This window comes from Streptomyces sp. enrichment culture, assembly GCF_964272855.1.
Taxonomy (GTDB): domain Bacteria; phylum Actinomycetota; class Actinomycetes; order Streptomycetales; family Streptomycetaceae; genus Streptomyces.
The window spans coordinates 4,778,871-4,805,594 of record NZ_OZ186847.1 but is presented as its reverse complement, the minus strand read 5'-3'; the positions used below and the strand labels follow the sequence as shown (position 1 = coordinate 4,805,594).

23 protein-coding genes and 7 pseudogenes are annotated in these 26,724 nt (G+C 72.9%); 15 read left to right on the top strand and 15 right to left on the bottom strand.

Annotated features, from left to right (window positions below; translation table 11 throughout):
- Nucleotides 1-5 precede the first annotated feature (5 nt).
- Together ACSU6L_RS21145 and ACSU6L_RS21140 are read right to left on the bottom strand one after the other, a co-directional pair.
- Nucleotides 6-487: pseudogene (locus ACSU6L_RS21145) on the bottom strand (amidohydrolase family protein); the annotation flags it as partial.
- A 113-nt stretch (nt 488-600) separates the two neighbouring features.
- Nucleotides 601-747 (bottom strand): annotated as a pseudogene (locus ACSU6L_RS21140) (amidohydrolase family protein); the annotation flags it as partial.
- A gap of 162 nt (nt 748-909) precedes the next feature.
- Between ACSU6L_RS21140 and ACSU6L_RS21135 the strand changes: the two are divergent.
- The 4 genes from ACSU6L_RS21135 (at nt 910) to ACSU6L_RS21120 (ending at nt 6,760) form a co-directional block, all read left to right on the top strand.
- Nucleotides 910-3,855, top strand: a complete 2,946-nt coding sequence (locus tag ACSU6L_RS21135; protein ID WP_437059001.1) for a BTAD domain-containing putative transcriptional regulator — start codon at nt 910-912, stop codon at nt 3,853-3,855.
- A gap of 222 nt (nt 3,856-4,077) precedes the next feature.
- Nucleotides 4,078-4,278 carry a hypothetical protein gene (locus ACSU6L_RS21130; RefSeq protein WP_437058999.1) on the top strand — a complete coding sequence of 67 codons (201 nt, stop codon included), beginning with the start codon at nt 4,078-4,080 and terminating at the stop codon, nt 4,276-4,278.
- A 168-nt stretch (nt 4,279-4,446) separates the two neighbouring features.
- Nucleotides 4,447-5,406: a hypothetical protein gene (locus ACSU6L_RS21125; protein WP_437058997.1), complete on the top strand. Its 960-nt coding sequence runs from the start codon at nt 4,447-4,449 to the stop codon at nt 5,404-5,406.
- A 901-nt stretch (nt 5,407-6,307) separates the two neighbouring features.
- Nucleotides 6,308-6,760 carry a phospholipase gene (locus ACSU6L_RS21120; RefSeq protein WP_437058995.1) on the top strand — a complete coding sequence of 151 codons (453 nt, stop codon included), beginning with the start codon at nt 6,308-6,310 and terminating at the stop codon, nt 6,758-6,760.
- A gap of 25 nt (nt 6,761-6,785) precedes the next feature.
- Here ACSU6L_RS21120 and ACSU6L_RS21115 read toward each other — a convergent pair.
- Nucleotides 6,786-7,560 (bottom strand): annotated as a pseudogene (locus tag ACSU6L_RS21115) (AMP-binding protein); the annotation flags it as partial.
- Here ACSU6L_RS21115 and ACSU6L_RS21110 point away from each other — a divergent pair.
- Nucleotides 7,557-7,869, top strand: a pseudogene (locus ACSU6L_RS21110) (enoyl-CoA hydratase/isomerase family protein); the annotation flags it as partial. The pseudogenes ACSU6L_RS21115 and ACSU6L_RS21110 sit on opposite strands and share 4 nt — an antisense overlap.
- 60 nt (nt 7,870-7,929) lie before the next feature.
- Here the strand turns inward: ACSU6L_RS21110 and ACSU6L_RS21105 are convergent.
- From ACSU6L_RS21105 to ACSU6L_RS21095, 3 genes are all read right to left on the bottom strand, one after another.
- Complete coding sequence (locus ACSU6L_RS21105; RefSeq protein WP_437058993.1) at nt 7,930-8,478, bottom strand: hypothetical protein; 549 nt, start codon at nt 8,476-8,478, stop codon at nt 7,930-7,932.
- A 252-nt stretch (nt 8,479-8,730) separates the two neighbouring features.
- Nucleotides 8,731-11,151 (bottom strand): outer membrane protein assembly factor BamB family protein, encoded by a 2,421-nt coding sequence (locus ACSU6L_RS21100; protein ID WP_437058991.1) that lies wholly within the window; start codon nt 11,149-11,151, stop codon nt 8,731-8,733.
- A 199-nt stretch (nt 11,152-11,350) separates the two neighbouring features.
- Entirely contained in the window at nt 11,351-12,085 is a 735-nt protein-coding gene (locus ACSU6L_RS21095; protein ID WP_437058989.1) for a VOC family protein, read from the bottom strand.
- A gap of 134 nt (nt 12,086-12,219) precedes the next feature.
- Here ACSU6L_RS21095 and ACSU6L_RS21090 point away from each other — a divergent pair, with 134 nt between their 5' ends.
- A complete protein-coding gene (locus tag ACSU6L_RS21090; protein ID WP_437064989.1) occupies nt 12,220-12,855 on the top strand; it encodes a TetR family transcriptional regulator in 636 nt (211 codons plus the stop codon).
- Nucleotides 12,856-12,908: 53 nt separating this feature from the next.
- On the opposite strand, the gene ACSU6L_RS21085 is transcribed toward ACSU6L_RS21090, so the two are convergent.
- Entirely contained in the window at nt 12,909-13,361 is a 453-nt protein-coding gene (locus ACSU6L_RS21085; RefSeq protein WP_073941797.1) for an Lrp/AsnC family transcriptional regulator, read from the bottom strand.
- An 82-nt stretch (nt 13,362-13,443) separates the two neighbouring features.
- Between ACSU6L_RS21085 and ACSU6L_RS21080 the strand changes: the two genes are divergently transcribed.
- Nucleotides 13,444-14,079: a LysE family translocator gene (locus ACSU6L_RS21080; protein WP_437058987.1), complete on the top strand. Its 636-nt coding sequence runs from the start codon at nt 13,444-13,446 to the stop codon at nt 14,077-14,079.
- Between the two features lie 15 nt (nt 14,080-14,094).
- On the opposite strand, the pseudogene ACSU6L_RS21075 reads toward ACSU6L_RS21080, so the two are convergent.
- Nucleotides 14,095-14,199: pseudogene (locus ACSU6L_RS21075) on the bottom strand (nitroreductase family deazaflavin-dependent oxidoreductase); the annotation flags it as partial.
- A 9-nt stretch (nt 14,200-14,208) separates the two neighbouring features.
- Between ACSU6L_RS21075 and ACSU6L_RS21070 the strand changes: the two are divergent.
- The 4 genes and pseudogenes from ACSU6L_RS21070 to ACSU6L_RS21055 all read left to right on the top strand — a co-directional run.
- A pseudogene (locus tag ACSU6L_RS21070) lies at nt 14,209-14,403 on the top strand (thiolase C-terminal domain-containing protein); the annotation flags it as partial.
- A gap of 25 nt (nt 14,404-14,428) precedes the next feature.
- Nucleotides 14,429-15,091 carry a pyridoxine/pyridoxamine 5'-phosphate oxidase gene (locus ACSU6L_RS21065; RefSeq protein WP_437058985.1) on the top strand — a complete coding sequence of 221 codons (663 nt, stop codon included), beginning with the start codon at nt 14,429-14,431 and terminating at the stop codon, nt 15,089-15,091.
- Between the two features lie 266 nt (nt 15,092-15,357).
- A complete protein-coding gene (locus ACSU6L_RS21060; protein ID WP_437058983.1) occupies nt 15,358-15,729 on the top strand; it encodes a hypothetical protein in 372 nt (123 codons plus the stop codon).
- A gap of 15 nt (nt 15,730-15,744) precedes the next feature.
- Nucleotides 15,745-16,065, top strand: a complete 321-nt coding sequence (locus ACSU6L_RS21055; RefSeq protein ID WP_437058981.1) for a hypothetical protein — start codon at nt 15,745-15,747, stop codon at nt 16,063-16,065.
- A gap of 18 nt (nt 16,066-16,083) precedes the next feature.
- Here ACSU6L_RS21055 and ACSU6L_RS21050 read toward each other — a convergent pair whose 3' ends face one another.
- From ACSU6L_RS21050 to ACSU6L_RS21035, 4 genes and pseudogenes are all read right to left on the bottom strand, one after another.
- Nucleotides 16,084-16,962, bottom strand: a complete 879-nt coding sequence (locus tag ACSU6L_RS21050) for a GNAT family N-acetyltransferase (RefSeq protein WP_437058979.1) — start codon at nt 16,960-16,962, stop codon at nt 16,084-16,086.
- Nucleotides 16,959-17,558, bottom strand: a complete 600-nt coding sequence (locus ACSU6L_RS21045; RefSeq protein ID WP_437058977.1) for a GNAT family N-acetyltransferase — start codon at nt 17,556-17,558, stop codon at nt 16,959-16,961. Before ACSU6L_RS21045 ends, ACSU6L_RS21050 begins: the two co-directional genes overlap by 4 nt.
- Nucleotides 17,559-17,587: 29 nt before the next feature.
- Nucleotides 17,588-17,964 (bottom strand): annotated as a pseudogene (locus tag ACSU6L_RS21040) (Zn-ribbon domain-containing OB-fold protein); the annotation flags it as partial.
- A 15-nt stretch (nt 17,965-17,979) separates the two neighbouring features.
- On the bottom strand, nt 17,980-18,399 hold the full coding sequence (locus ACSU6L_RS21035; RefSeq protein WP_437064987.1) for a DoxX family protein: 420 nt from the start codon (nt 18,397-18,399) through the stop codon (nt 17,980-17,982).
- A gap of 51 nt (nt 18,400-18,450) precedes the next feature.
- Here ACSU6L_RS21035 and ACSU6L_RS21030 point away from each other — a divergent pair, with 51 nt between their 5' ends.
- The gene (locus ACSU6L_RS21030; RefSeq protein ID WP_437058975.1) at nt 18,451-19,659 is read left to right on the top strand and encodes a flavin-containing monooxygenase; all 1,209 of its coding nucleotides are present in this window, start codon (nt 18,451-18,453) and stop codon (nt 19,657-19,659) included.
- A 48-nt stretch (nt 19,660-19,707) separates the two neighbouring features.
- Here ACSU6L_RS21030 and ACSU6L_RS21025 read toward each other — a convergent pair whose 3' ends face one another.
- Nucleotides 19,708-20,586, bottom strand: coding sequence for a hypothetical protein (locus tag ACSU6L_RS21025; protein WP_437058973.1), 879 nt, complete (start codon nt 20,584-20,586; stop codon nt 19,708-19,710).
- Between the two features lie 84 nt (nt 20,587-20,670).
- Between ACSU6L_RS21025 and ACSU6L_RS21020 the strand changes: the two genes are divergently transcribed.
- On the top strand, nt 20,671-21,306 hold the full coding sequence (locus ACSU6L_RS21020; RefSeq protein ID WP_437058971.1) for a flavin reductase family protein: 636 nt from the start codon (nt 20,671-20,673) through the stop codon (nt 21,304-21,306).
- A gap of 108 nt (nt 21,307-21,414) precedes the next feature.
- Nucleotides 21,415-22,677: an LPXTG cell wall anchor domain-containing protein gene (locus ACSU6L_RS21015; RefSeq protein WP_437058969.1), complete on the top strand. Its 1,263-nt coding sequence runs from the start codon at nt 21,415-21,417 to the stop codon at nt 22,675-22,677.
- Between the two features lie 34 nt (nt 22,678-22,711).
- On the opposite strand, the gene ACSU6L_RS21010 is transcribed toward ACSU6L_RS21015, so the two are convergent.
- A complete protein-coding gene (locus tag ACSU6L_RS21010; RefSeq protein ID WP_437058967.1) occupies nt 22,712-24,028 on the bottom strand; it encodes an MFS transporter in 1,317 nt (438 codons plus the stop codon).
- A 71-nt stretch (nt 24,029-24,099) separates the two neighbouring features.
- On the opposite strand from ACSU6L_RS21010, the gene ACSU6L_RS21005 reads away from it, so the two are divergent.
- Entirely contained in the window at nt 24,100-25,155 is a 1,056-nt protein-coding gene (locus ACSU6L_RS21005) for a GlxA family transcriptional regulator (protein ID WP_437058965.1), read from the top strand.
- Here ACSU6L_RS21005 and ACSU6L_RS21000 read toward each other — a convergent pair.
- Nucleotides 25,051-26,361 (bottom strand): MFS transporter, encoded by a 1,311-nt coding sequence (locus ACSU6L_RS21000; protein ID WP_437058963.1) that lies wholly within the window; start codon nt 26,359-26,361, stop codon nt 25,051-25,053. The genes ACSU6L_RS21005 and ACSU6L_RS21000 overlap by 105 nt on opposite strands.
- Nucleotides 26,362-26,724: the final 363 nt, after the last annotated feature.

Here is a 26,724-nt window from a genome sequence, read left to right as displayed (position 1 = left end):
AGTCGGAGCACATACCGGCGCAGCGCGCAGTGCCCCACCATGAAGCCCGCGTTGACGGCGGTCCGCCCCTCCAGCGCGTCCAGACAGTCGCCGAAGGTGGGCCAGCCCAAGGGCGCCCCCTCCTCCAGCGCCACCAGCGACATGACCTCCACCTTCGCATGCGGCGCGTGTAGTCGGCGTCCTCGGGGCGGCCGGGGTGGAGGGGCGCGAGGGTGAACCCGCAGTTCCCGGCGGCGACGGTGGTGACACCGTGGTTCAGGGACGGCGTGGCGTACGGGTCCCGGAACAGCTGGGCGTCTTAGTGCGTGTGCGGATCGACGAAACCGGGCGCGAGCACCAGCCCGGAGGCGTCCTCACTGCTGCGGGCCTCACCGGTGACGGTGCCGATGACGGCGATACGGCCGTCCAGGACACCGACGCCGGCGGTGAAGGCGGGCGCACCGGTGCCGTCGACGACGGTGGCGCCCCGAATGACGTGACCGAGCATGCCGCTTGCCTCCTCAACTCCGACGGCGAAAGACGCCGTTCAGGGGCCCGGGGCTGTGTCGATGTGCGGCTCCGCCGCGTGGGCGCGATCAACCACGCACGAACCCGCAGCTTGAAGCGCCCGCCGAGGAAGGTCATCTCCTTCAGTGGCGCCCGGACGCTCCCGGGCCCGGTGTCCCGGTACCGGGCGGGGAGCCGGTCCTGCCGGACGCGCGGCGGCGCCACGGTGTGGTCGTCGACGGAGATGATGCGGGCCGTCAGCTAGTGGTACGGCGGCGATATGGCGTCGGTGTGGCGCGAAGACGCGGTGAAGACGGCGTGAACCGCTTCACGATCGGCGTGATCGGCGTCTCGCGCGGCTGACGCATCCGCCATGAACAAGGCAAACTGACAGGGTTGCTCAGGATGTCTAGGGGGACGGCGATGGACGGGGTACCGCGAGTGCCGGCGCAGCGGCGTCCGGACTCGGTGGAACCGGCGGCGCTGCGCTTCAGCGTGCTCGGACCGGTACGCGCCTGGCGCGGCGACGAACCGCTGAACACCGGCTCACCCCAGCAACGCGCCCTGCTGGCCGCCCTGCTGCTGCGCGAGGGCCGCACGGCGACGGCCGCCGAGCTGATCGACGCGCTGTGGGGCGAGGAACCGCCCTCGCAGGCCCTCGCGGCGGTCCGCACCTACGCCTCCCGGCTGCGCAAGGCGCTCGACGCGGGCGTACTGGTCAGCGAATCCGGCGGCTACGCGATCCGCGGTCTCGGCGAGGGCGCGCTCGACCTCGCCACCGCCCAGGAACTCGCGGCGGAGGCGGAGAAGGCGAAGGCGGGCGGCGACCTGGGCCGCGCCCGGGACGTGCTGAACCGCGCGCTCGCCCTCTGGGACGGCGAGACCCTGGCAGGCGTGCCCGGCCCCTACGCCGAGGCACAGCGCGTCCGCCTGGAGGAATGGCGCCTCCAGCTCCTCGAGTCCCGCCTGGACATGGACCTCGAACAGGGCTCCCACGCGGAAGCGGTCTCCGAACTGACCGCCCTCACCGCCGCCCACCCCCTGCGCGAGCGCCTGCGCGAACTGCTGATGCTGGCGCTGTACCGCAGCGGACGCCAGGCGGAAGCCCTCGCCGTCTACGCCGACACCCGCCGCCTGCTCGCCGACGAACTCGGCGTCGACCCCCGCCCCGGCCTCAGCGACCTCCAGCAGCGCATCCTCCGCGCGGACCCCGGCCTCGCGGAACCCTCCGCCCCCGCCGCCGAACCGGCCGTCGTCCCCGTCCGCCCCGCCCAGCTCCCGGCGACCGTGCCCGACTTCACCGGGCGCGCGTCCTTCGTGTCCGAGCTGAGCGAGGTCCTGGCCTCGGCGGAAGGCCGCGTGATGGCGGTCTCCGCCCTCGCCGGCATCGGCGGCGTCGGCAAGACGACCCTCGCGGTCCACGTCGCCCACCAGGCGCGCGCCGCCTTCCCCGACGGGCAGCTGTACGTGGACCTGCAAGGCGCGGGACAGCGGGCCGCGGAACCCGAGACGGTCCTCGGCTCCTTCCTCCGCGCCCTCGGCACGGCGGACTCCGCGATCCCCGACTCGCTGGAGGAACGCTCCGCGCTGTACCGCTCCGTCCTGGACGGCCGCCGCGTCCTCGTACTGCTGGACAACGCCCGCGACGCGGCCCAGGTACGGCCCCTGCTGCCCGGCACCTCCGGCTGCGCCGCGCTCGTGACGTCCCGCGTGCGCATGGTCGACCTCGCCGGGGCGCACCTGGTCGACCTCGACGTGATGTCCCCCGACGAGGCGCTGGCCCTCTTCACGAAGATCGTCGGCGAGGAACGCGTCGCCTCGGAACGGGAAGCCGCCCTCGACGTGGTCGCCGCCTGCGGCTTCCTCCCCCTCGCCATCCGCATCGCCGCGTCCCGCCTCGCCGCCCGCCGCACCTGGACCGTCACGGTCCTCGCCGCGAAACTGGCCGACGAACGCCGCCGCCTCGACGAACTCCAGGCCGGCGACCTCGCCGTGAAGGCCACCTTCGAACTCGGCTACGGCCAACTCGAACCCGCCCAGGCCCGCGCCTTCCGCCTCCTCGGCCTGGCCGACGGCCCCGACATCTCCCTCCCGGCGGCCGCGGCCGTACTCGACCTCCCGGCGGAGGACACCGAGGACCTCCTCGAATCCCTCGTCGACACCTCCCTCCTCGAATCCGCCGCCCCCGGCCGCTACCGCTTCCACGACCTCGTCCGCCTCTACGCGCGTGCATGCGCCGAACGCGACGAACACCCGCCGAGCGAACGCGACGCGGCGATGTCCCGCCTGCTGGACTTCTACCTGGCCACGGCGGCCGGGGTGTACGCCATCGAACGTCCGGGGGACCGGCTGGTGGATCACCTGGAGCCCACCGACTATCCGGGGCTGAGCTTCGCGAACCGGCACGAGGCACAGGACTGGCTGTACGCGGAGGCGGTGTCCCTGCTCGCGTGCGTGCGCCAGTCCACGCGTCCGGGATTCCTGCGGCGCGCCGTCGACACGCTGTGGGCGTCGGTCGACCTCGCGGAGTCCGGCTCCAACTCCAAGGCGTACGAGGGCGTCGCCTCCGCTCTCCGCGACGCCGCGAAGGACAGCCGCGACCCGCACGCGGAGGCACGGTCCCTGATCATGGTGGCCTACGTCCACCACATCACCGGACGCTTCGACATCGCCAACCAGGCCGCGGAGGAGGCCGCGCAGCTCAGCGCCGGCAACGACCCCCTCGCCGGCTGCTGGGCGGCCAACACCAGGGGTGTGATCGCGCTCTACCAGAACCGTTACGAGGACGGCGAGGCCCACCTCACCAGCGCGATCGAAGGCTTCCGCGCCTGCCAGGACCGCCCCGGGGAGGCCAGCGCCCTGTGCAACCTCTCCCGCATCCACCTGGCCACCGGGCGCACCCACAGCGCGGTGTCCCTGGCCCAGCAGGGCACGGACATGTACGACGCGATGGGGCACGCCCTGAAGGGCGCCAACGGCCGCTACGCGCTCGGCCTCGCCCTCACCCAGAGCGACCGGCTGCCGGAGGCCACGGCCAGGCTCACGGAGGCCCTGGCCGTGTTCCGGGACAGCCGCCAGCGACTGTGGGAGGGGATGTCCCTGTTCCGGCTCGCCGAGGCCGACCTAGCCGACCGGCGTCCCGCGCAGGCGGCGGCGAACGCCGAGATGGCCCTCACCGTCCTCCGCGGCATCGGCGGCGAATGGCGCCGGGGCAACGTCCTCGTCGTCCTCGGCCACGCCCTGAACGCCGTCGGGCAGCGGGACCGGTCCCAGGTCTGCTGGCGGGAGGCACTGGACACCTTCGAAACCCTGGGCGCGCCCGAGGCCGACGAGGTCAGGGGCCTGCTGGCACCGGCGACCCTCGCCTGATCCGCAGCGGGCGCCACTCCGACGAAACGGGCGTTCATCGTTCGTTTATCGCGTTCCGACACTCTCAATCGTGTCGAGCCGTCGCCTGGGGGGGCAGACGCCACGACCGAAGGCCGGACCTCTATGGTGAACCGGCCCGACGGGGCCGCCCGGCAGCCCGCGGGGGAGTTGCCGGGCGGTTCCCGTCCACCTAGCGCACAACACTGCAGGGGAGCCAGCCACATGAGCGAGAACAGCACCGAGAACATCCACGCGACCGGCGAGCCGACCGGTGACACCACCAACGGGAACATCCACGCCACCGGCGAGCCCGTCACCGTCAAGAACATCCACGCCACCAGCGAGCCGCTCAAGCCGACCCTCGCGGACAGCACCGGCGACACCACCAACGGAAACATCCACGCCACGGACGAGCCGGCCTGACCGACCTTCCACCACACGGGGATGCGCCGCGGCGGCTCGGAGGGGGAGCCGCCGCGGCCGTGGTGTGTTCGGAGGTCCGGGCGCCGGGGCCCGGCCCCCTGCCCCGGCCCAAACCGTCCACTTCCACAGGGCACTTGCAAGCGGCGCGGGGTCTGCCACCTCGGGCGAGTGGAACGGAGCGCACTGCGGAAACTGGCCGAGGACGGGCTACTGGTCACCTCACGCGCCCTCACCGCCGGATGGCCCAGGCGCAGCCTGACCCGGGTCCTGCGCGCCGAGGGCTGGGCCCCGCTCCGCCACGGCGTCTGGCTCGAACCCGGACGAAACCCCGACCACTACACCAGACTCCGGGCAACCCAACTCACCGAGCCACGGCTCGTCGTCAGCCACCTCTCCGCAGCCGCCCTCTGGCACATCGAGACCCTGACCCGCGCCGACCGGCACCCCCTGGAGTTCATCGACCCCGGCCTCACCATCCGCCGCACCAACCCCGGCCTCCGCGTCCACCGCATGCCCCTCTCCGCTGCCGAGGTCCTCAACCGCCAGGGCCTGCGCGTCACATCCCCGGCCCGCACCCTCGCCGACCTGCTCAGAGCCGGCCCCCGCGACCAAGCCGTCGTCGCCGTCGACTCCGCACTCGGCTACCGCCGCACCGGCCGGGCCCGCCGCGCCCCGCTCACCGACCTCCCCACGATCGCCGGCGCCCTCGACCGCCCCCTCCAGGGCGCGTCCCGAGCCCGCGACTGGCTGCGCCTGTGCGACGCGCGAGCCGGATCACCGGCCGAGACGATCGCACGCCTCCGCATGTACGACGCGGGACTGCACCCCGTGAGCCAGGCGGAACTCCTCACCCCGAGCGGCCGCCGAGTGATCCTGGACTTCCTCTTCCGCCCCGAGGGCCTAGCCGTAGAGATCGAGGGGTACGCCTACCACGGCACCCGGGACTCCCACCGCCGGGACGTCATCCGCTTCAACCAGATCGTCCAGTGCCCGGAAGTCCGACGGCTGCTGCGCTTCACCGCGGAGGACGTCTTCCACCGCCCCGACGACATGCTCCACGAAATCCGCACCGCACTCACCGCCGACGCCGCCCCCAAGGACGGAGCTGCACAAACCCCCAGCCTGTGAAGTGGCTGTTGGGGCCGCCCGCTTCTCGGCAAGTGTCGTGCTTCCGCGCCCCGAGTAAAGGGCGCTACGCCTACGGCTCCGCGTCGGCTCCGCCGATGGGCCTACGGCCCACCCTTGACTCGGCCCGCTCCAGCACGGGGAAGAAGCGAGCGAACGGCCCGGAAAAACGGGGGCCCAGGGGGATGCCGTGCATGTTGGTTGGGCAGTTGACCGGCGGACGTGGGGCGCGTCAGCGCCGCGGGGCACGCCGGGCAGGCTAAGCGGCCACCTGTGGGGTGGGGGCTGGGGTGCGCGTCGGCGCCTCGCCGGCACGCCGGGAAGTCTTAGCGGCTTTCGGCGCGTGAGTGGTGGGGGTGGGCGGGGCGGTCTGCGGATAGGCGTTGCTGTCACATCAGTCTCCCTCTCCCTCCACCCCTTCGGCCTCCCCTCTCCCCCAATCGGCGGCGATGGGAAGCTTTGGGACACCGGGTCGGAGGGGCGCCCTCGGTATCCGCAGGGGGTGACCCTGACGGGCTGGCCCAAAGGTGCCGAATACCCTTCTGCCCCGCCCCGCCCCACCCCCCGGGCCCGGCCCCTCCCCCTCCCCCCCACCGGCGGACAGCCGCTTAGCCCGCCCGGCGTGCCCCTGCGGCGCTGACGCGCCCCCAACCCCGGGCCGCGGAAGCACGACACTGACCAAGAAGCGGGCGGCCCCAACAGCCACTTCATAGAGGGGGGTTGGCCGGCCCGCCCCACCTCCCCTCACACCCCGCTCCCCCAATTCATCCCCTGATCATCCTCAACCCCCGGTGTTTAACCGGCAATTACTGCGCCAGAGGTGTGCAGCCCGCGCTTTCGTGCCGATGCTTTTGGCATGAACCTGTTGCCCGATGGGCGGGTGACAGCCTCATGGAGGTGTGGGATGCACCGCAGATTCGGCTCCGCACTGGCAACTTCAACTCTGGCTCTTGTCACCGTCGTCGGCGCCGCGAGTGCCGCCGGTGCCGCTCCCGCCGACAAGCCGCAGGTCCTGGCGAGCTGGACGCAGACCAGCGCGTCGAGCTACAACGCGTGGGTGGCCGCGCGGGCCAACCAGGGCGCCTGGTCGGCGTACGGATTCGACTGGTCCACCGACTACTGCTCCTCCTCGCCGGACAACCCCTTCGGCTTCCCCTTCTCCAAGTCCTGCGCCCGCCACGACTTCGGGTACCGGAACTACAAGGCGGCCGGCACCTTCTCGGCGAACAAGGCGCGCCTCGACAGCGCCTTCTACGAGGACCTCAAGCGCGTCTGCAACAACTACGGCGGCGCCACCAAGACCGCCTGCAACAGCACCGCCTGGACGTACTACCAGGCCGTGCGCGCCTTCGGCTGACCTGCACGCCGACCTGCAGGCTCACCTACAGCCCAGGTCCGCCCACGGGGCGCCGGCCGGCCGTGCCGGCGTCCCGCAGCCGCCCCTTCGCCACCTCGCCGCTCGCGTTCCGCGGCAATGCCCCGACGAACTCGACGGACCTCGGCACCTTGTGGTTCGCCATCTCCCGCCGGGCCCACGCGATCAGGTCGTCCCCGGTCAGTACGGAACCCGGGCGGCGGACGACGTAGGCCTTGCCGACCTCTCCGAGGCGGGTGTCCGGGACTCCGATGACCGCCGCGTCGGACACGTCCGGGTGCAGGAGCAGCCGTTGCTCGATCTCCGCCGGGTACGCGTTGAAGCCGACGACGTACATGTCCTTGACGCGGTCCGTGATGTGCAGGTTGCCGGACGGGGCGAGTGCGCCGACGTCCCCCGTGCGCAGCCAGCCGTCCGGCGTCAGCGTCTCGGCCGTGGCCGCCTCGTCCTCGTAGTAGCCGCGTATGACGTTAATAGCCGCGGACCAGCACCTCCCCGAGGACGCCGGGCGCGGCCGGTGTGCCGTCCGCGTCGGCCACGCGCACCTCCGTGCCCGGTATCGCCCGGCCGGATGTGCAGGTGATCACCTCCGGGGCGTCGCCGCGGCGGCACATCGTGACGATGCCGGTGGCCTCGGAGAGGCCGTAGGCCGTGAGGACCGTTCGCACGCCGAGTTCCTCCCGCAGGCGTTCCACCAGGCGCAGGGGCACCACCGCCGCGCCGGTGACCACCAGCCGGAGTGAGGTGAGGTCGTAGGCGGACCGGCCGGGGTGGTCCAGTCGGGGAGGCGGAGTTCGTGGTGGCGGGCACCGGCGCCCGCTTCTTCGATCCGCACACCGGCTACGGGATGGTCAGCGCGTACGAGTCGCTGCTGATGGCGCGGCGGATGCCGTACGGCGAGGTCGCGCGGACGGCGCTCATGGGCGCGGCGGAGCGGATGAGCCCGGCGGGCCTACGACATCGGGCTCGTCTGCGAACTCACGGAGCCGGGCGGCGCGTTGGATGCCGCAGTCGCCCGCGCCGTCGTGCTCGCCGGGTATCCGACCGAGGCCGTCCAGGGGACCGTGCGGGCCCTCTGGACGACCCGGGAGGGGTGACCCGGAAGGGATGCCCCGGAAGGGATGCCCCGGAGGGGATGAGCCGGAAAGCGGCTACACCGTCGTGCGCGTCACGTCCTCCAGCTCGCAGCTGCTGCCGCTGCCGTCGCCGTCCGCGGGGACGTAGACGGCGGTGACGTCGAGGGTTTCGGTGTTGCCGGCGGAGACGTACGGGATGGTGGACTCGCTGGTGCGCACCAGGGTGCCGTTGGGGTCCTTGAAGGTGACGCTGAACTCGTAGGTGTACGTCTGGCTCGCGCTGGGGTTGGTGGCGCTGACCCGGGCGACGATGCCGCGGGTCTCGTCGTACGCGCAGCTCTCGAGCTTGACCTCGTCGGACGCGTCGACCGAGCCCGACCGTCCGCCGTCGCCGGTCTCGTCGCTGCCCGGCGTGGAGCCGGTGGAGCCGGTGGTGGAGCCGTAGCCGGAGTCGTAGTCGTCATCGTCGTCGTAGTGGCTGCCGCCGGTGGTGCCGCCCGACGTGCTGGAGGAGCTGGACGACCCGGAGTTGTCGCAGCCGCCGCCGCTGGAGTGGCGGGCGCCGGTCAGGGCGACGACCACGCCGACGAAGACGGCGACGGCGCGGACATGGCGAAGCTTCATGCGGTGTGATCCCCCGTACTGATCAAAGACTTCTGCGGCATGCGACTTTTCCGGCATGCGGGTGTTCCGGCATGCACTTTCTGGCATGCGCGCGTCAGACTAGCGCAGCTCGCCTGGCGGCTCTCGCTCACCGGGCGTAGCGTCAGGTGTGAGCGCGGTGAAGGAGTCTCCACACGCTCACCGAGAGCGACGGCCGCCGTCTGGATCCCCTTCCGTGCGCCCGGTACGACGGCCGTCCCCGGTTCCTGCTTCTCAGGCGGTGCGGGCCGTCCCCGTGCCCTTCTCGGCGTCCAGCGCGTAGACGCAGCGGTCCTTGCTGCAGGCGTAGACGATGCCGTCCTTGACCACCGGGGAGCCGGTGATCTCGCCGCCGGTCGCCAGCTTCCAGCGCAGTCGGCCGTCGTCGGCCTTCAGCGTGTACAGCAGGTGGTCGGTCGAGCCGAAGTGGATCCGGCCCTCGGCGACGGCGGGCGCGCCGACGATCTCTCCGCCCGCCTGGAAGCGCCACTTGGGCGTGCCGGTGACCGCGTCCAGGGTGTACAGGCCGGTGCCGCTGCCGACGTGGACGTGACCGGCGGCGACCAGGACCGGTTCGACGGAGGCGCGGGACTCGGTGGCGATGCGCCAGCGGTCGCGGCCGTCGGTGGCGTCGAGGGCGTAGACCGTGCCGAGGTAGTCGGCGAGGTAGACGCCGCCGCCGGTGACCGCGGGGCCGGGCGCGAAGGCGGGCGGGGAGAGGAAGACGGCCGGCGCCTCGAAGTGCCAGCGGACGCGGCCGGTCGCGACGTCGACGGCGAGGACGCGGGTGCCCGCGGAGACGTAGACGTATCCGTCGGGCGCGGGGGCGACCCGTACGGGTACGCCGCCGCAGGAGGCCGCGTCGCCGATCGGGTACGACCAGCGCTCGTCGCCGGTGCGGGCGTCGAGGGCGCGCAGCCGGGCGTCCTGCCACACGTACACCGTGCCGTCGTGCAGGGCCGGGCCCGCCTCGGGGGACTCGAAGTCGGTCTGGCAGCCGGTGATCTCCCACAGCTTGCGGCCGTTCACGGCCTCCCAGGCCTGGACGCCGCCGCCGCGGGTGCCGGTGACGACGGTGCCCCGGTCCGCCTTGAGGGAGTACGCCCAGGCGTCCGTGGACAGCCGCCACAGGTCGGTGCCCTCGCGGGCGTCCAGGGCGAACAGGGTGGGGCCGTCGGAGGCGTGGATACGGCCGTCGGCGACGGCCATGGACCAGGCGACGTCCCGGGTCTTGAAGCGGCGGCGGCCGGTGGCCACGTCCAGGGCGTGCACTTCGAAGGAGGTGACGTAGACGAGGTCGCCGCCGACGGCCGGGGTGCCCCAGACGTCGTTCGACATGCGGAAACGCCAGGGGCGCCAGCCCGTGGCCGACGGCTCCGGCGGGGCGGTGGGCGCCGGCGGCGCGGTCACGGCGGGGTCGGCGCCGTTGACGCCGGGGCGCGGCTTGGACCAGGAGGCGGCGAGCCCGGCCTCCGGCGGGGGCGCCTTGACGGCGGCGGCACGGGCGTCGGCGACGCGCGGGCCGGGCCCGATGGGGACGGCGGCGCCGGCCAGCCGGACGGGCCCGCTGTCGTGGGAGCCGACCGACACGGGCGACGGGCCGACGGGGGCCGGGACGGCGGGGGCGGGGACGACCGGCGCGGGCACGACGGGGTCGTGGGACGGCGGGGGCGGTACGGCGGCCATGCCGCCGTGTCCGGCGCCGTGGCCCCCGGCGGGCCCGGCGGAGTACCCGCCGGTGGCGGGCTTGGCGGCGGGCCGGCCGCCGCGGCGGGTCTCGATGAGGGTGACGGCCTTCTCCGGCAGCCAGGCGGAGGCGGTGCCGCTGTCGTCGGAACCGGAGCCGAACAGGTGCGGGGCGAGCTGGGCCTGGAGGTCGGCGGGGGTGGGGCGGGCCGTCGGGTCCATCTGCATACAGGACTCGATCAGCGGGCGCAGCTCGTCCGGGAGGCCTTCGAGGTCGGGGCCTTCGCGGAGCAGCATGAAGACGGTCTCGACGGGGTTGGCGCCGTGGAAGGGCGGGTGGCCGGTGGCGGCGAAGACGAGGGTGGAGCCGAGGGAGAAGACGTCGGAGGCGCCCGTCACACTGCGGGAGTCCTTGGCCTGCTCGGGGGACATGTAGGCGGGGGTGCCGACGGCGACGTTCGTCATCGTCAAACGGGTGTTCGAAACACCGGAGGCGATACCGAAGTCGATCACCCGCGGGCCGTCCTCGACGACCAGCACGTTCGACGGCTTGAGGTCACGGTGGACCAGCCCGGCGCCGTGGATCGACTGCAGCGCCTCCGCGACGCCCGCCGCCAGCCAGCGCACCGCCTGGGCGGGCAGCGGACCGCAGTCGTTCACTATCTCTTCGAGGGAGGGCGCGGGCACGTACGCGGTGGCCAGCCACGGCACCGCCGCGCGCGGGTCGGCGTCGACCACGGCCGCCGTGTAGAAGCCGGAGACCGCGCGGGCCGCCTCGACCTCGCGGGTGAAGCGGACGCGGAACAGCTGGTCCTCGGCCAGCTCGGTGCGGACCGTCTTGATCGCCACGCGCCGCCCGGAAGCCGAGCGCGCGAGATAGACCAGCCCCATGCCGCCGGCCCCCAGCCGTCCCAGCACCTCGAACGGCCCGATCCGCCGCGGATCGTGCTGCGTCAGCTGATCCACCACTTGCCTGCCACCTCCCCGTACGGGCCGCGTCACCCACATATGTACGCGACCCCGTGCAGCGTCTCACCACCGCACCGCCATGGCGGCACGCACCCCGATTCTTCCTGGCCGGGGCGCTGGTTGCGAACCCGGTGAGAAACGGGGTGTCTCACCTTATATCGCCGCAAAGAGGCGGCTGATCAGCGTCGGAGCAGCCTGATCAGCGCTGGAGCAGCGCGAACGACGCCCCCTGGTCGTCCGTGACGAGGACCACCGTGCCGTACGACGCCTCGAAGGGGCCCGCCTGCACCCGGCCGCCGAGCCGGACCACCTCCGCGAGCGCGGCCTCGCAGTCGTCCACCCGGAAGTGGACGACGAAGTGCGGCGGCATCTGGGCGGGGAAGACGTCGGTGAGCGGGGCGCGGCCGAAGTCGGGCTCGGCCGAGGGCCCGAACAGGGCGTCGTGGAAGAGACCGCCGTAGAAGGTGTTGGCGGCGGCGGTGTCACGGGCGTACAGCTGCGCCCAGACGAACGTGCCGGGTTCGTGGCGGCGTCCGAAGCCGTGGTGGCTGCCGGGCTGCCACAGGCCGAAGACGGCGCCCTCGGGGTCGGTGGCGAGCGCGGCGACGCCGAGTTCGCCGACCGGCATCGGGGCGGTCACGACCTGGCCGCCGGCCGCCAGGATCCGCCGGGACAGGGCCTCGGCGTCCGGGGTGGCGAAGTACACCGTCCAGACGGTGGGCAGCCGCCCGTCCGCCTTCTGCGCCAGCGCGGCGACCGGCTCGCCCTCGGAGTGCGCCCGGACCGTGCCGCCGTACGACTCCTCGAAGGTCCACCCGAAGAGATCACCGTAGAACCGCTTGCCCGCCTCCACGTCGGCGAGCTGGGCGTCCACCCAGCAGGGGACGCCCTCCGGGTACGCCTCTTCATGAGCAGATGCCATGTTTTCGGCCATGCAGTCAAACTAACGGCGACTTGCGCACCCCGCCCACCAGGCACACCACGCTCCGATCTCCCCCGCACCCCATTTGCAGTCGGCCGAATCGCGCTCCCATCACCCCTCGGTAAGCTGACGGCATGACAGGACAAGTGCGTACCGTCGACGGCCGGGTGGCCGGTCGGCGTGGGCAGGCGACCCGGCAGAAGCTGCTCGACTGCCTCAGCGAGATGCTCAGCTCCTCCCCCTACCGGGACGTCAAGGTCATCGATGTCGCCCGGAAGGCGGGCACTTCGCCCGCGACCTTCTACCAGTACTTCCCGGACGTCGAGGGCGCCGTCCTGGAGATCGCCGAGCAAATGGCCGCCGAGAGCGCCGGGTTGACCGAGCTGGTCGAGGGGCGCAACTGGGTCGGCAAGGCGGGCTGGCAGACCGCGCAGGAACTCGTCGACGGATTCCTGGAGTTCTGGCGCCGCAACGACGCGATCCTGCGCGTGGTCGATCTCGGTGCGGCCGAGGGCGACAAGCGCTTCTACAAGATCCGCATGAAGATCCTGAACTCGGTGAACAACTCCCTCGCGGACGCGGTCGCCCAGCTCCAGGCCAAGGGCAAGGTCGACAAGGACGTGAACCCGGCCGCGATCGCCGGCTCGATCGTCGCCATGCTCGCCGCGGTCGCCTCGCACCAGAAGGGCTTCACGTCCTGGGGTGTGAAGCAGGCCGAACTCAAGCCGAATCTGGCCCTGTTGGTCCACCTGGGCATCACGGGCAAGAAGCCCACGAAGTAGCCCGGCCGCGCCCCCACGTCTTGTCAGGCGCCCCGGAAGGGGCGCGGGGGAAGCTATGCCGGCAGCGGCCGGTCCTTCACCACGTGCTTCATCACCAGCGTGGACGTCAGCCGCTGCACGCCCGGCAGCGTCGCCAGCCGCTCGTCGTAGAGCCGCTGGAAGGCGGCGAGGTCGGCGGTGGCCACCCGCAGCAGATAGTCCGGGTCGCCGAAGAGCCGCTGGGCCTCCAGTACGTGTTCCACCTCGCTGACCGCCCGCTCGAACTCGGCGACGGTGTCCCGGTCCTCCTGGCGCATGGAGACGAAGACCAGCGCCTCGAAGGTCAGCCCGACGGCCGCGGGCTCCACGACGGCCCGGTAGCCGCTGATCGCCCCCGCCCGCTCCAGCTCGCGCAGCCGCCGGTGGCAGGGCGAGACGCTGAGCCGCACCCGCCCGGCCAGCTCGGTCACGGTCAGCCGCCCGTCCTGCTGCAGCTCGGCAAGAATCTTCCGGTCCACGTCGTCCATGAGGGAAATCTTGCCCCAGAGTGCGAGTGACCGGGAAAAGATCGGGAACACTTTCGGGCCATTCCCGCCTAATCTCGCCGGCATGGACACCGGAACGCTGCTCTCCTTCCTCGCCCTGGACCTGCTGCTGGTCTGCGTACCGGGCGCCGACTGGGCGTTCGCGATCTCCGCCGGACTGCGCGACCGCTCCCCCGTCCCGGCGGTCGCGGGCCTGGTCACCGGCTACGCCCTGCACACCGCCCTCGCGGCGGCGGGCCTCGCCGTACTGGTCGCGGGGTCACCCGCGCTGCTCACCGCGCTGACGGTGGCGGGGGCGGCGTATCTGGTGTGGCTGGGCTGGGGCGTACTGCGGCGGCCCGGCGTACCGGGCACGGAGGGCACGGCAGGCGCGGAAACGATCACGACGAGCAGTCGCCGGGTCTTCCTGCGGGGCGCGACGATCAGCGGCCTCAACCCGAAGGGCCTGCTGCTGTACCTGTCCGTCCTGCCGCAGTTCCTCACCCTGGAGGGCGCCCACCTGCCCGTGCCGGTGCAGACCACCGCGCTCGGCCTGCTGCACATGGCGGCGTGCGCCGGCGTCTACCTCACGGTCGGCCTGCTGGCCCGGGCGGTCCTCGGCGCCCGCCCGGCCGCCGCCCGCACGGTCACCCGCACGTCGGGCGCGGCGATGCTGGGGATCGGCGCGTTCCTGCTGGTGCAGCGGCTGGCGACGCTCTGAGGCCTGCCCCGGCTCTCATCGCCGTACGAGGCGGAAGATCCGGATCTCGCGCTTCACCCGCGCCTGGTAGGCCGCGTACGGCGGCCAGAACGCGAGCAGCGCCTCCCAGGCGGCCGCCCGCTACACCGCGGGGGCTGCCTGTCGGCCCAGCACCCCGGCATGCGGGGCCTGTTCCTGCTGGTGGAGGCCGTACGGCAGTTGCGCGGCGAGGCCGGGGGACGGCAGGTGCGGGGCCGGGACGGACAGCCGCCCCGGCTGGGGGTGGCGTCGGGGACGGGCGGCTGGTTCTGCTCGTCGGGGACGGTGGTGCTGGGGAGGGAGTGAGCGGGGCCCGGCGGATACTCGGGACATGGCAACGGATCTTCACGAACTCCTGAGGTCACTGCGGGTCTGGAACGTGGACCTGCCCGCCTTCGACCCGTCCACGGCCCCCGACGCCCCGCTCCCCCTCTTCACGGCCTGGTTCGCGGAGGCAGTGGCGGCAGGACAGGTGGAGCCGCACACCATGTCCCTGGCCACCGCCGACGAACAGGGCCTGCCGGACGTCCGTACGGTGATGCTGCACGGCGCCGACGAGGAGCACGGCTGGAGCTTCGCCACCCACGCCGGCAGCCGCAAGGGCCGCCACCTCGCCGCCCGCCCCTACGCCGCGCTCGGCTTCTACTGGCCCGCGCAGGCCCGCCAGGTCCGCGTCCGGGGCCCCGTCACCACCGCCCCGTCCGAGGACTCCCAGGGCGACCTGCACGCCCGCTCCACGGGCGCCCTCGCGGCGGCCCTCACCGGCAGACAGAGCGAGGAACTGGGCTCCCTGCGGGAGCTGGCCTCGGCCTCCGAGGCAGCCTGGGCCCAGGCCCAGCGAGAGCCGGAGTCCCCCGTCCCCAGCTGGACCCTCTACCGCCTCCAGCCCGACGAGGTGGAGTTCTTCCAGGGGGACGCTCGGCGCAGGCATGTGCGGTTGGCGTACCGGCGGGGCGAGGGCCGGGAGTGGACGCGGGGGTTGCTGTGGCCGTGAAACCCGTCGGAGCCGGGTGGGTGACCGGCACACGCTTCGGCGACACGGGAGTTGTTCGTTTGGCCTGGCGCTTCCGGCAGGCGCCGATTTCGCAGCGCGCCATGGGCATGCTTCAGAGTTAGGCTGGGATTGCCGAGACGGGCAGCAAATACTCGCTGCGGAGTGCCCCATCGTTTCCGGTGATGAGTCCCGGACAAAGCAATTGACCGACGGTTGAACGATCGATGACTCCTGCATGTTCGACCGCAAGAAGGAGGGTCAAACCCATGACCGACATCGGCTTCGGAAACCCTGAGAATCCAATCGTCCCGAGCGCGACAATCATCAGGGAAACGGATTCCTTCCAAGTTCAGTGGAGCGCGGTCAACCGAAGCGGTGCCGACGTCGCGGCTTTCACGGACCGACTCGTGATCACGAGCATCCCGGAAGGCTGTCCTGGCAGTGACAGTGCGGAACACCCGGTGGTCTTCGAGAAAGACCTCGACGAGCCGGCGCTGGCTGCCGGCGAGGGCGGTCCGCTGCAAGATCCGACCGTAGGACCCTTCGCCGCAGGCGCCTACCGGTTGATGGTGACACTCGCCGAAGACACCGGCGCCGGAGACTCGACCTTCAACTGCATCAACATCGATCCGGCGTAATCAGGGAGATCCGCAATGGGTCATCAGCTTGAGTTCGTCGAGGACTTCCCGCAAATCGTTCCCGATCCACCACAAGCACACGTCCAGTTCTCCGTGATATGGAAATGTGTGAACACTGGTGATGCCGAATCGCCGGAGGCCGCTGTCCGGGTCGAACTGTTCAAGGGAAACGACCCGCTGCCATTCATCACGTCCATCGGGCGGGACGTCGCGCGGCTGTCGCCGGGCCAGACAGACGAGGACACCGTCGGCGTCGGTTCTGTGAGTGGCGGCAACGGCACCGTGAGCGTGACGATCGCCGACATGTCGGCGGTAATTCCGATCACCATCAGCTGAGTTGGCGCCGGTGCGAGGCTAGGCGAACTCGTACACCGCGAAGTCCGCCACCGGCCGGTACCCCAGCCGCTGATACAGCCCATTGCTCGTGCTGTTCGCCAGGTCGGTGAAGAGCAGTACCTCCCGCGCGCCCTGTGCCCGCGCGGCCCGGCTGACCTCCGCTGTCACCGCGCCCGCGTAACCGTGGCCGCGCAGGGGCTCGGGGGTGTAGACGGGGGCCACCCTGATCTGTCCGGCGATCATCGGGAAGAGGCCGGCGAGGGAGACGGGGGTGCCGTCGGGGGTTTCCCAGAAGGTGACGCCGCCGTGAGCGATTCGGGCATCGGCCCAGGCGCCGGGGTCCCGGCCGGCGCTGCCGCCGGTGGTGGCGTGGAACTCGGTATACCAGCGGGCGACTTGTTCACGGTCCCCGGCCGTGGCGACTCGTGGACGGCCGGGCGGTGCCGGGTGCGGGACGGTGAGGGTGTCGAGGCGGTAGAGGCGCTTGCGTTCGACGAGGTCGGCCGAGGCGCCGGTACGGCGGTGCCAGGCGCCGGCGAAGGCGGCGGCGGTGGCGTGGTCGGCGAAGACGCCGGGCAGCCGGTGGCCCCCGTCGGTGAGGTGCGCGGCGAGCGCGTCGGCGACGGCGGGGCTGAGGGCGGTGAGGTAGGGGCGGTGCGGCGGGGTGCGGAAGAAGGCCGCGCGGACGGTGCCGTCCTGCTCCAGCACGCCGAAGACGGGGGGCTCGTCGCCGTAGAGGCCGAGGCCGTCGCGGCGCAGGGCGTCGGTCACCGTGAGGGGGACGGTGTGAAGTGCGGGCCGGGAGTGCAGGAAGGCCTCGGCGCGGTCCAAGAACGCGGTGAGGTCGTCGGTGAGGGTCCAGGTGAGGGCCGTCGGCCCGGGCGGTGTGCGGGTCACGGCTCGATGTCCGCCCTGTCCGTCGCCAGCCGGGCGTGCAGGTGGACGTCGCGGAAGGCGTCCTGCCGCTCCGCCTCCCACATCGCGTCGCGCAGAGTCCCCTCGTACGGGAAGCCGCAGCGCTCGGCGATCCGGCAGGACGCGTCGTGGCCGAGGGCGTGCCCGAGTTCGAGCCGGTGCAGGCCGAGGCCGGTGAACGCCCAGTGCGTGGCGAGGGCGAGGGCGCGGGTGGCGACGCCCCGGCCGCGGGCCTCGGGTAGCACCCAGTAGCCGACGCGGGCGACGCGCAGGGTCTGGTCGATCTCGTTGACGCCGATGTGGCCGAGGGCCGTACCCGTGGTCTCGTTGGCCACCCGGAACGACACGCTGGTGCCGTCCGCCGCGTTCAGCGCCTTCGAGCGGAGCGACTTCCGCGCGCTGTCGCGGTCCGTGACCAGGACGAGCGGCGTGTTCCAGCGCCGGAACTCCGGGTCGGACAGTCCCCGCAGCCAGGCCTCCACGTCCGCGTCGGAGTCGGGGTCCCAGGGGCCGAGGCGCAGTCCGTGCCCGGACAGCTCGGGGATGGGGGTGTGGGAGCGCTCGCGTATGTGCACCATCGGGCCATTGAAGCGCGCGGCCCGCGGGTTCACGCGGGTTTTCCGGCCGCCCGGAACACCGGCACCCCGTCCCGGATGTCGGCCTCCAGCGCCATGCCCGCCCGCAGTTCCCCATCACTCCCGACGATTTCGGTCGCCATGGGCGGGCCCTCCGCCAGGTCGACCACGGCGGCGACGTACGGGGTGCGCCCGGAGAAGGGGGCAGGTCGGTGCGGTGGACGACGGACCAGGTGTAGAGCGTGGCCCGGCCGCTCGCCCGTTCCCAGGTGACGTCCTCGCTCCAGCAGTACGGGCGGAACTCGCGCGGATGGTGGTGCGCCCGCCCGCACGCCCCGCACCGGCGCAGCAGCAGACGGCCCGCCGCGGCGGCGTCCCAGTAGGTGCGGGTGAAGGCGCCCGCTTCCGGGGCCGGGGGCCGCGCTCATGAGAAGAGCCCCAGCGCGCCGTCCAGCGACCAGGTGTGCCAGGACATCCCGAACAGCGCCACGACCGGGATCAGCGCCGTCATCGAGTTCTGTCCCTGCTCCGCCCAGCCGTGGATCATCAGCACGAAGCAGAGCGCGTTGAGCAGCAGTCCGCCGACGAGGGCGACCGGGGTGAGGAATCCGGTGATCGGGCCGAGGCCGAGGGCGAGTTCCGTGTAGGCCACGAAGTACGCCATCACGCGCGGCCGGGGTGCGACGACGAGGTCGAATCCGGACCGTACGGCGGTCCAAGAAGCGCGTGAAGTAACCCATCCCGCGCCTCCGTTGGACGCGACCCCCGGTTCTCCGTCATACCACCGGGGGTCGTCCACGCTCGCCCACGCTTTCCGCTCATCCGTGATCGATCCGCAACCAATTTCGGTCTTGACCGAGACCCATCAACCAGGCATGTGATTACGCTCCCGAACATGCCCGACGTCACCGCACCCGCCCAGCCCGCACCCGCCCAGCCCGCTCCCGGCCTCCACCCGGTCTACGTCATCGGCGGCGGCCCCGGTGGTCTCGCCGCCGCGTACGCGCTGCGCGCGAAGGGCATACGGGCCGTCGTGCTGGAGAAGTCCGACCGCGTCGGCGCCTCCTGGCGGCGCCACTACGACCGGCTCCGGCTGCACACCACCCGCCGTGCGTCCGCCCTCCCCGGACTGGCGATACCGCGCCGCTTCGGCCGCTGGGTCGCCCGCGACAACGTGGTCCGGTACCTGGAGAAGTACGCCGAGCACCACCGGCTGGAGATCGTCACCGGCGTCGAGGTCACCCGCGTCGACCGCTCCCCCGACGGCACCGGCTGGCTGCTGCACGCCACCGGCGGCCGGGAGCTGACCGGCGCCGCGGTGGTCGTCGCGACCGGCTACAACCACACCCCGTACATCCCCGACTGGCCGGGCCTCACCGAGTACGGCGGCGACTTCCGGCACGCCCGCGACTACCGCAACCCCGAGCCCTACGCCGGCCGTGACGTCCTCGTCGTCGGCATCGGCAACACCGGCGCCGAGATCGCCGTCGACCTCGTCGAGGGCGGGGCCTCCCGGGTGCGGCTGGCCGTGCGCACCGCCCCGCACATCTTCCGCCGGACCACCGCCGGCTGGCCCACCCAGTACAACGGCATCCTCATCCGCCGGCTCCCGGTGCGCCTGGTCGACGTACTGGCCCGCCCGCTGGCCCGGCTGAGCGTGCCCGACCTGTCGGCACACGGCCTGCCCCGCCCTGACACCGGCCTGTACAGCCGGCAGCGCGAGGGGGCCGTCCCGGTCCAGGACGTGGGCCTGATCGACGCGGTCCGCCGGGGCCGGGTGGAGATCGTCGCCGCCGTGGACTCCTTCGAGGACGGCAAGGTCGTCCTCGCCGACGGCACCCGCGTCGGCCCGGACGCGGTGATCGCCGCCACCGGGTACGTCCGCGCCCTGGAAGGTCTCGTCGGCCACCTCGACGTGCTCGACGAGCGCGGCAGACCGGTGGTCCACGGCGGCCGGACCCCGGGCCACGCCCACGGGCTGTTCTTCACCGGCTTCACCAACCCGATCAGCGGCATGTTCCGGGAGCTGGCGATCGACGCGGAGAAGATCGCGAAGGCGGTCGCCCGGACGTGCGGGGAGCGGGTGTCCGGGCTGCCGGGGTAGCGGCCCTCGGCCCAACGGCCTCCGCGAGCTCCGGGGCCGGTGAGGGCGTCAGTCCCGTTCGAGAACGCGCAGGTCACCGGAGTCGGGGTCGCCGAACATCACGAACAGCTCCGGTTCGTCCTCGGTACCGGAGGCCGACCAGAAGGTGGTCGCGCAGCCGCCGCTCAGGGACACGCCGGTGCGGCCGTCCCGGGTGCCGGCCGTCCAGGTGCCGGTGTGGGTGCCGTGGCAGGTGGCGGCCTCCCAGCCGTCGGGCTCCGGCACCGGCACGTCCGTCAGTACGGCCCGTCCGCCCGGCAGCAGCCGCAGCTCCGCCCCGTCCTCCCCGCGCCAGACGCCGGTCAGCTGCTCCCGGGTGAGCCTCGGCGGCTCGTACTCCTTCAGCAGCCCGGTGACCGTGGCGAGCACACCGCCCAGGAAGACCAGCAGGAACAGACCCACCGACACGGACGCCGGCCTGAACCAGCGGCCCAGGCATCCCGACGACGGGCCGGTGACGCCGGCCTTCCGCCGGGCGAGCCCGACCCACAGCACCGGCCACACGCCGAGGCCCGTGCACCACAGCGCGGTCGTCGCGTAGGGCCAGTCCCAGGCCATGGCGGGCACCGCCGCCCACAACCCGCCGACGAGCGTGCCGCCCGCCAGCCGCCAGGCCCACAGCGTGCGGTCGGGGAACCTCCGCGCGAGCGGCTGGACCAGCGCCCAGCCCGGCAGGAGGTGCAGCACCGAGTGGAGCAGGCCGAGGACCGGCAGCACGAGCGGCAGGAAGAGGCACAGGCAGAAGACGCCGAAGGCGCCGCCGTACCCGACTCCGTGGTCGTCCTCGGTGAACGTCCCGAACCACCACACCAGGAACGCCGCCGGCAGCTGCGCCGCGCTCCCGGCCGCCGCGGCGTCCAGATCCCGCCGTATGTCTCCCCACGCCATGCGCCGGAGCGTACGCCGGGGTGTTTCCGCTGCTCGCAGCCCCCTTCACATCTGACATTCCGTCAGCTTCAACTGGAAGGCGTGATGGGACACGCAGGCATGGCGGCCGCCGCCGTCCGTTACCTCGGGCCGGTCGGCACACCTCCCGTGGAGCCCTCGCCGCACCCGGAGTTGCGGGCCGTCCGGGAGGACGAGCGGGCCCCCGTGGACCCGACCGGATTCCGCCGCGTCCTCGGATACTTCGCGACCGGCGTCACCGTCGTCACGGCACCGTCCATGACCCAGGGCGCCGACGACGACTCCCCGCCGGCTTCGCCTGCCTGCCAGTCCTTCGCCTGCCAGTCCTTCGCCTGCCAGTCCTTCTCCTCCCTCTCCCTCGACCCGCCCCTCGTCGCCTTCATGGTCGGCCGTACGTCCACGACCTGGCCGCGCATCGCCCGCGCGGGCGTCTTCTGCGTGAACGTCCTGGCCGCCCACCAGGGCGGGCTGTGCCGCGCGTTCGCGGTGTCCGGCGCGGACAAGTTCGCGGGCGTCGCCCACGACGCGGCACCCGTCTCCGGTTCGCCGCGCCTCGCGGGCGTCCTCGCATGGATCGACTGCACCGTCCACGCGGTGCACACGGGCGGCGACCACCTCATCGTGGTCGGCCGGGTGGACGCCCTTGGGACGGACGACGAGGAGGCGGCGCCGCTGCTGTTCCACAAGGGGCGGTTCCTGTAACGGAAGTGGGGCCGACGGTACAACCCCAGGGGCCTCTCGGGTGTCCAGGACATGACCGGTCGGCCCAACCGGCCGGTCGCGTCCTTCCTGCCCCACCAAGGAGACTCCGTGCGTCAGCACACCCGTACCGCGACGGCCGTCGCGACCGCCGCGGCGCTCGCCGCCGCGGTTCCCGCACTGCTCGCCCCCACCGCGCACGCGGACGAGACGGACGGGACCGCGCCCGACCTGTCCATCTCGCACCTGGTCAGCGGCCCGCTCAAGCCCGGTGCGGTGTTCGACGACACCGTCAGCATCAGCAACCGCGGCACGGCTCCCGCGAACGGCGTCTTCTTCCAGGTGCGGCTGACCCGTGGCCTCGACTTCCCGGAGCCGGTGGCGGGCTGCACGTACACCACCGACGAGCAGCAGGTCCGCAAGGCGCTGTGCAAGCTGGACACGGTCGTCGAGCCCGGCGCCACCATCACCACGCCGGTGCGGTTCAAGGCGCTGCCCCACGCCCTGATGGAGGCCGTCGAGTACGGCACCTCTCCCACCGGTGAGGCGCCGAGCGGGCAGTTCGACGACGCGTACGACCGGATGACCCTGACCGCCGACAGCTCGGCCGACCTGGTCGCGGTCGGCGACCGCGCCGAGGCCGCGCCCGGCGACACGGTGACCGTCGAGGCGACCCTGCGCAACGACGGCCCCGGCTGGGTGCAGAACCAGGTGAGCGACGACCTGCCGGGCCTCAAGGTGCAGATCCCGCCGGGCACGGTCGCCGTCGAGGTGCCCGAGGAGTGCTCGCCGTTCCACATCGACGGCCCGAGCGGCCCGTCGAAGCCGGGCAAGGCCGAGTACGTCTGCTGGCCGAAGGACGCCACCCTCGACGTCGGCGAGACGCACGCCTACGCCTTCGAGCTTAAGGTGAAGGACGGCGCGAAGGACAGCAAGGGCGAGGTGCGGGCCAGCTCGATCTACGACATCACGCCGAAGTACGACGAACGCCTCGGCAACAACACGGCGTTCCTGCGCGTCGACGTGACCGGCGACGGCGACGGCGCGTCCACCGGCGGCTCCGGCGGCACGGGTGGCGACGGCAACGAGCCGGAGGGCCAGGCCGCGGGCGGCACGGGCACGTCGGGCTCGACCGGTTCGACCGGCTCCGGCGGCTCGGCGGGCACGTCGGGCTCCACCGGCTCGACGGGCTCCACGGGCACCACGGCGGCCGGCACCTCCACCGGCGGTTCCAGCACCACCGGCGGCAGTCTGGCGAGCACCGGCTCCGACGGCACCCCGCTGCTCGCGGGCGCCGCGGCGGCCGCGGCGGCGGTCGGCGGCCTGCTGGTGCTGGCCGTGCGTCGCCGCCGGGCGGGCGCCGAGTCCGCCTGACCCACCACCCGCCACCCCCTCGCGGCGGTCCGGCTCAGGCCGCAGCGAGGGGCGCGGCGGCCGGCCGGTGCCGGATCACCAGGGCCATCAGCGCCGCCGCCGCGCACAGCGCGCCGGACGCGTACCAGACCATGTCGTACGTGCCGAAGACATCGCGGGCGACCCCGCCGAGGAAGGCGACCAGCGCGGCGCCGACCTGATGGGAGGCCAGCACCCAGCCGAAGACGATCGCGCTGTCCTCGCCGTAGTGCTCGCGGCACAGGGCGACGGTGGGCGGGACGGTGGCGACCCAGTCGAGGCCGTAGAAGACGATGAAGAAGATCATCGGCGGCTGCACGGACGGGCCCAGCAGCATCGGCAGGAAGAGCAGCGAGACGCCTCGCAGGGCGTAGTAGACCGCCAGCAGGCGGCGCGCGTCGAAACGGTCGGTGAACCAGCCGGAGGCGATCGTGCCGACCACGTCGAAGACCCCGATCACCGCGAGCAGCGAGGCCGCGGCCTGGACGGGCATGTGTTCGTCGTGGGCGGCGGGCACGAAGTGGGTCTGGATCAGGCCGTTGGTGGAGGCCCCGCAGATCGCGAAGGTGCCGGCCAGCAGCCAGAACGGGCCCGTGCGGGCGGCCTTGGACAGGACGGTGACCGCGCGGCGGGCGGCGCCCGGCACCGGCGCGGGCTTGGGCACGAACTCCTTCGCGCCGTACGGCTTCAGGCCCACGTCGGCCGGGTGGTCGCGCAGCAGCAGCCACACGAACGGGACGACGACGAGCGCGGCGAGGGCGACGGTGACGGCGGCCGGGCGCCACTTGTGGGTCTCGACGATCCAGGACAGCAGCGGCAGGAAGATCAGCTGTCCGGAGGCGGAGGCGGCGGTGAGGATGCCGGTGACCAGGCCGCGGCGTTCGGTGAACCAGCGGTTGGTGACGGTGGCGGCGAAGGCCAGTGCCATCGAGCCCGAGCCCAGTCCGACGAGCAGTCCCCAGCAGAGCAGCAGCTGCCAGGCGGCCGTCATCCACACGGTGAGCCCGGAGCCGAGCGCGATCACCACGAGCGCGGCCGCGACGACCCGCCGGATGCCGAAGCGGTCCATCAGGGCGGCCGCGAACGGCGCGGTGAGGCCGTAGAGGGCGAGGTTGACGGAGACGGCGGCGCCGATCGTGCCGCGTGACCAGCCGTACTCCTGGTGCAGGGGGTCGATGAGCAGGCCCGGCAGGGAGCGGAAGGCGGCGGCGCCGATGATGGTCACGAAGGTGACGGCGGCGACGAACCAGGCGCGGTGGACACGGCGGGACCGGGCGGGACGGGAGCCCTTCGGGGTGTTGTCGACGGCGGTCGCATCGGTTGTCTGGGTCACGACATCGAGCTTCCGGTGCCGGTCCGGTCCGAACGAGTGGCCCGAGGGACAGCGTTCGCTAGGATCGGGCCATGACCCGTGAGCCGAGCACCGAACCGGACGGCGCCCCCGAGTTCCGCCCGCACCGCGTCGTGGTCCTCGCCCTGGACGGGCTGCTCCCCTTCGAGCTGGGCATCCCGCACCGCATCTTCAGCCGCCCCCGGGACGCGCTCGGGCGGCACCTGTACGAGGTCGTCACCTGCTCGGTGCGGCCGCCGGGCCCGGTCGAGACGGACGCCGACTTCGCCGTGCAGATCGCCCACGGCCCGGAGGCCCTGGCCACCGCCGACACGGTGATCGTCCCGGCGTCGTACGAACTCGGCCCGCTCTACGACGACGGCGTGCTGACCGGGGAACTGGCCGCCGCCCTCGCGCACATCCGGCCCGGCACCCGGCTCGCCTCCATCTGCACCGGCGTCTACGTCCTCGCCGCCGCCGGCTACCTGGACGGCCGGCCGGCCACCACCCACTGGGCCGACGCGGAACGCTTCCAGCGGATGTTCCCCCGGATCAAGGTCGACGCGGACGTGCTGTTCATCGACGACGGCGACGTCCTGACCTCCGCCGGGGTCGCCGCCGGCATCGACCTGTGCCTGCACATCGTGCGCCGCGACCACGGCACGGCCGTGGCCAACGAGGTGGCCCGGCGCACGGTCGTCCCGCCGCACCGCGACGGCGGCCAGGCCCAGTACATCCAGCGCCCGGTGCCCCACCCGCAGCAGGCCACCACGACCAGGGCCCGCGCCTGGGCGCTCGGCCGTCTCCACGAGCCGATCCAGCTGCGGGACATGGCCGAGCAGGAGGCCATGTCGGTGCGCACGTTCACCCGCCGCTTCCGCGAGGAGACCGGCGTCAGCCCCGGCCAGTGGCTCACCCAGCAGCGCGTCGAACACGCCCGCCATCTGCTGGAGTCCACCGACCTGTCGGTCGACCAGGTCGCCCGGGACGCGGGTTTCGGCACCGCCCAGTCGATGCGTCAGCACCTACAGGCCGCGCTCGGCGTCACCCCCACCGCCTACCGCCGGACCTTCCGGGCGGGCGGCGACGGCGTCGGAGGCCGCCGCGGCGGCACCGCCACGCGCGGGTGACTTCGCGGACGACGTCCCGGCCGCCGGCGGCTCGGCGGCGGTAAGCCGGCCCAGCCGCCCCTCGCCCCAGGCGCCCACGGCCACCATCACCAGCGTCAGCACCACCCCGACCAGGATCGCCCGGTCCGGAGTGGTCACCTCCAGCAGGGCGCCCGCCGCGGATCCGGTGACCGCGTACCCGGCGCTGGCCGCCGCGTACATCACGGAGTAGCCCGCGGCGAGCGCGCTCGACGGAAGGACCTCCTGGAGGGCCAGGTTCCGGGTGATGATCGCGCCCGCCTGGAGCATGCCCGCGGCGGTCAGCGCGAGAGCGATCCCGGCGGTGTCCGGTATCAGCGCGACCAGCGTCGCGCACGCGGACACCCCGCCCATCAGCACCACGCTGCGGGTGCGCAGCCGCCCCGGCCAGGACCGCGCCCCGTACAGGAACGCGCCCACCGCCGAGCCGAGCGCGAACAGGCTGAGCAGCGGCCCCGACCAGCCGACGCCGATCGACCGCTGTTCGAGCAGCGCGGGCAGCAGGAGCTCGGCGAGGGCGAGCAGGGAGATGCTGGCCGCTCCGGTGACGTACACCGGCCAGGCCCCGCCGAGCAGCCGGAGCATGGACCGGCCCTCGGCGGCCGACTCCGCCACGTCCCAGCCCTCCGGCAGCAGCCACAGCCCGGCGGCGGCCACCAGCACCAGCCCGGCCGCGAGCAGCGGCGGCACCCACGGCGCCACGCCCAGCGCCAGCCCGGTGACGGCGGCCGGGGCGACGGCCCAGATCCCGGACATCAGCATCGACTCGACGGACAGGGCCTGCGCCACGGCGTGCTTGGGCACGAGGCGCCCGGTGAGCAGCGACCGCAGTCCGCCGGCCGACGCGGCGGGCGCGGCCCCGGCGAGGAAGGCGCACCCGGCCAGCAGCCAGGCCGGCGCCCCCGGCAGCACCCCCAGCCCGGCGAACCCGACCGCCCCGACGACCAGCCCCGCGCTCATCTGCCGCCGCGCCCGCTCGGGCCGCACCCGCATGCCGAGCAGCGGCGCCCCGACGATCTCCCCGAGCACATAGGCCGCGGCGAGCAGCGCGCCCAGCGAGTACCCGCCGGGCCGCTCCCGGACGAGGAACACCACGGCCAGCGGGGCCATGGCCACCGGCATCCGGGCGGCGACGGCCACGAGGGACCAGGTCAGAACGGGCCGGGTGGCCAGGTCGCGATAGGTCATGCGGCTGACGCTAGGCGGCGGCACCGACAACTCCCACCGGATTTCCCCGCCCTGTGGACAACTCCGGCCAACAGCCGTACGGCCGAGCGCGAGTTCGCCTCAGAAGGTCAGCACCGCCCGCGCCACCCGCCTCGCGCCCGCGCCCGTCACCGCCTTCCTTCCTGCCAAGAAGTTCCCCGCGCCCGGCCCTTTGCCGCGGTTCCTGACAGGTCGCCAGGTTCGGCTTCTCGCATTCCACGACTCGTCAGATATCCGGCGACAAGCTCCAGGGAGGCCCGACGTCGTCCAGCACGCTCCCGCCGGTGTTCCTCGATCTCGCCCGGCGCGTCAACAACTGGCGCCGCTGGGGCGCCGACGACGAGA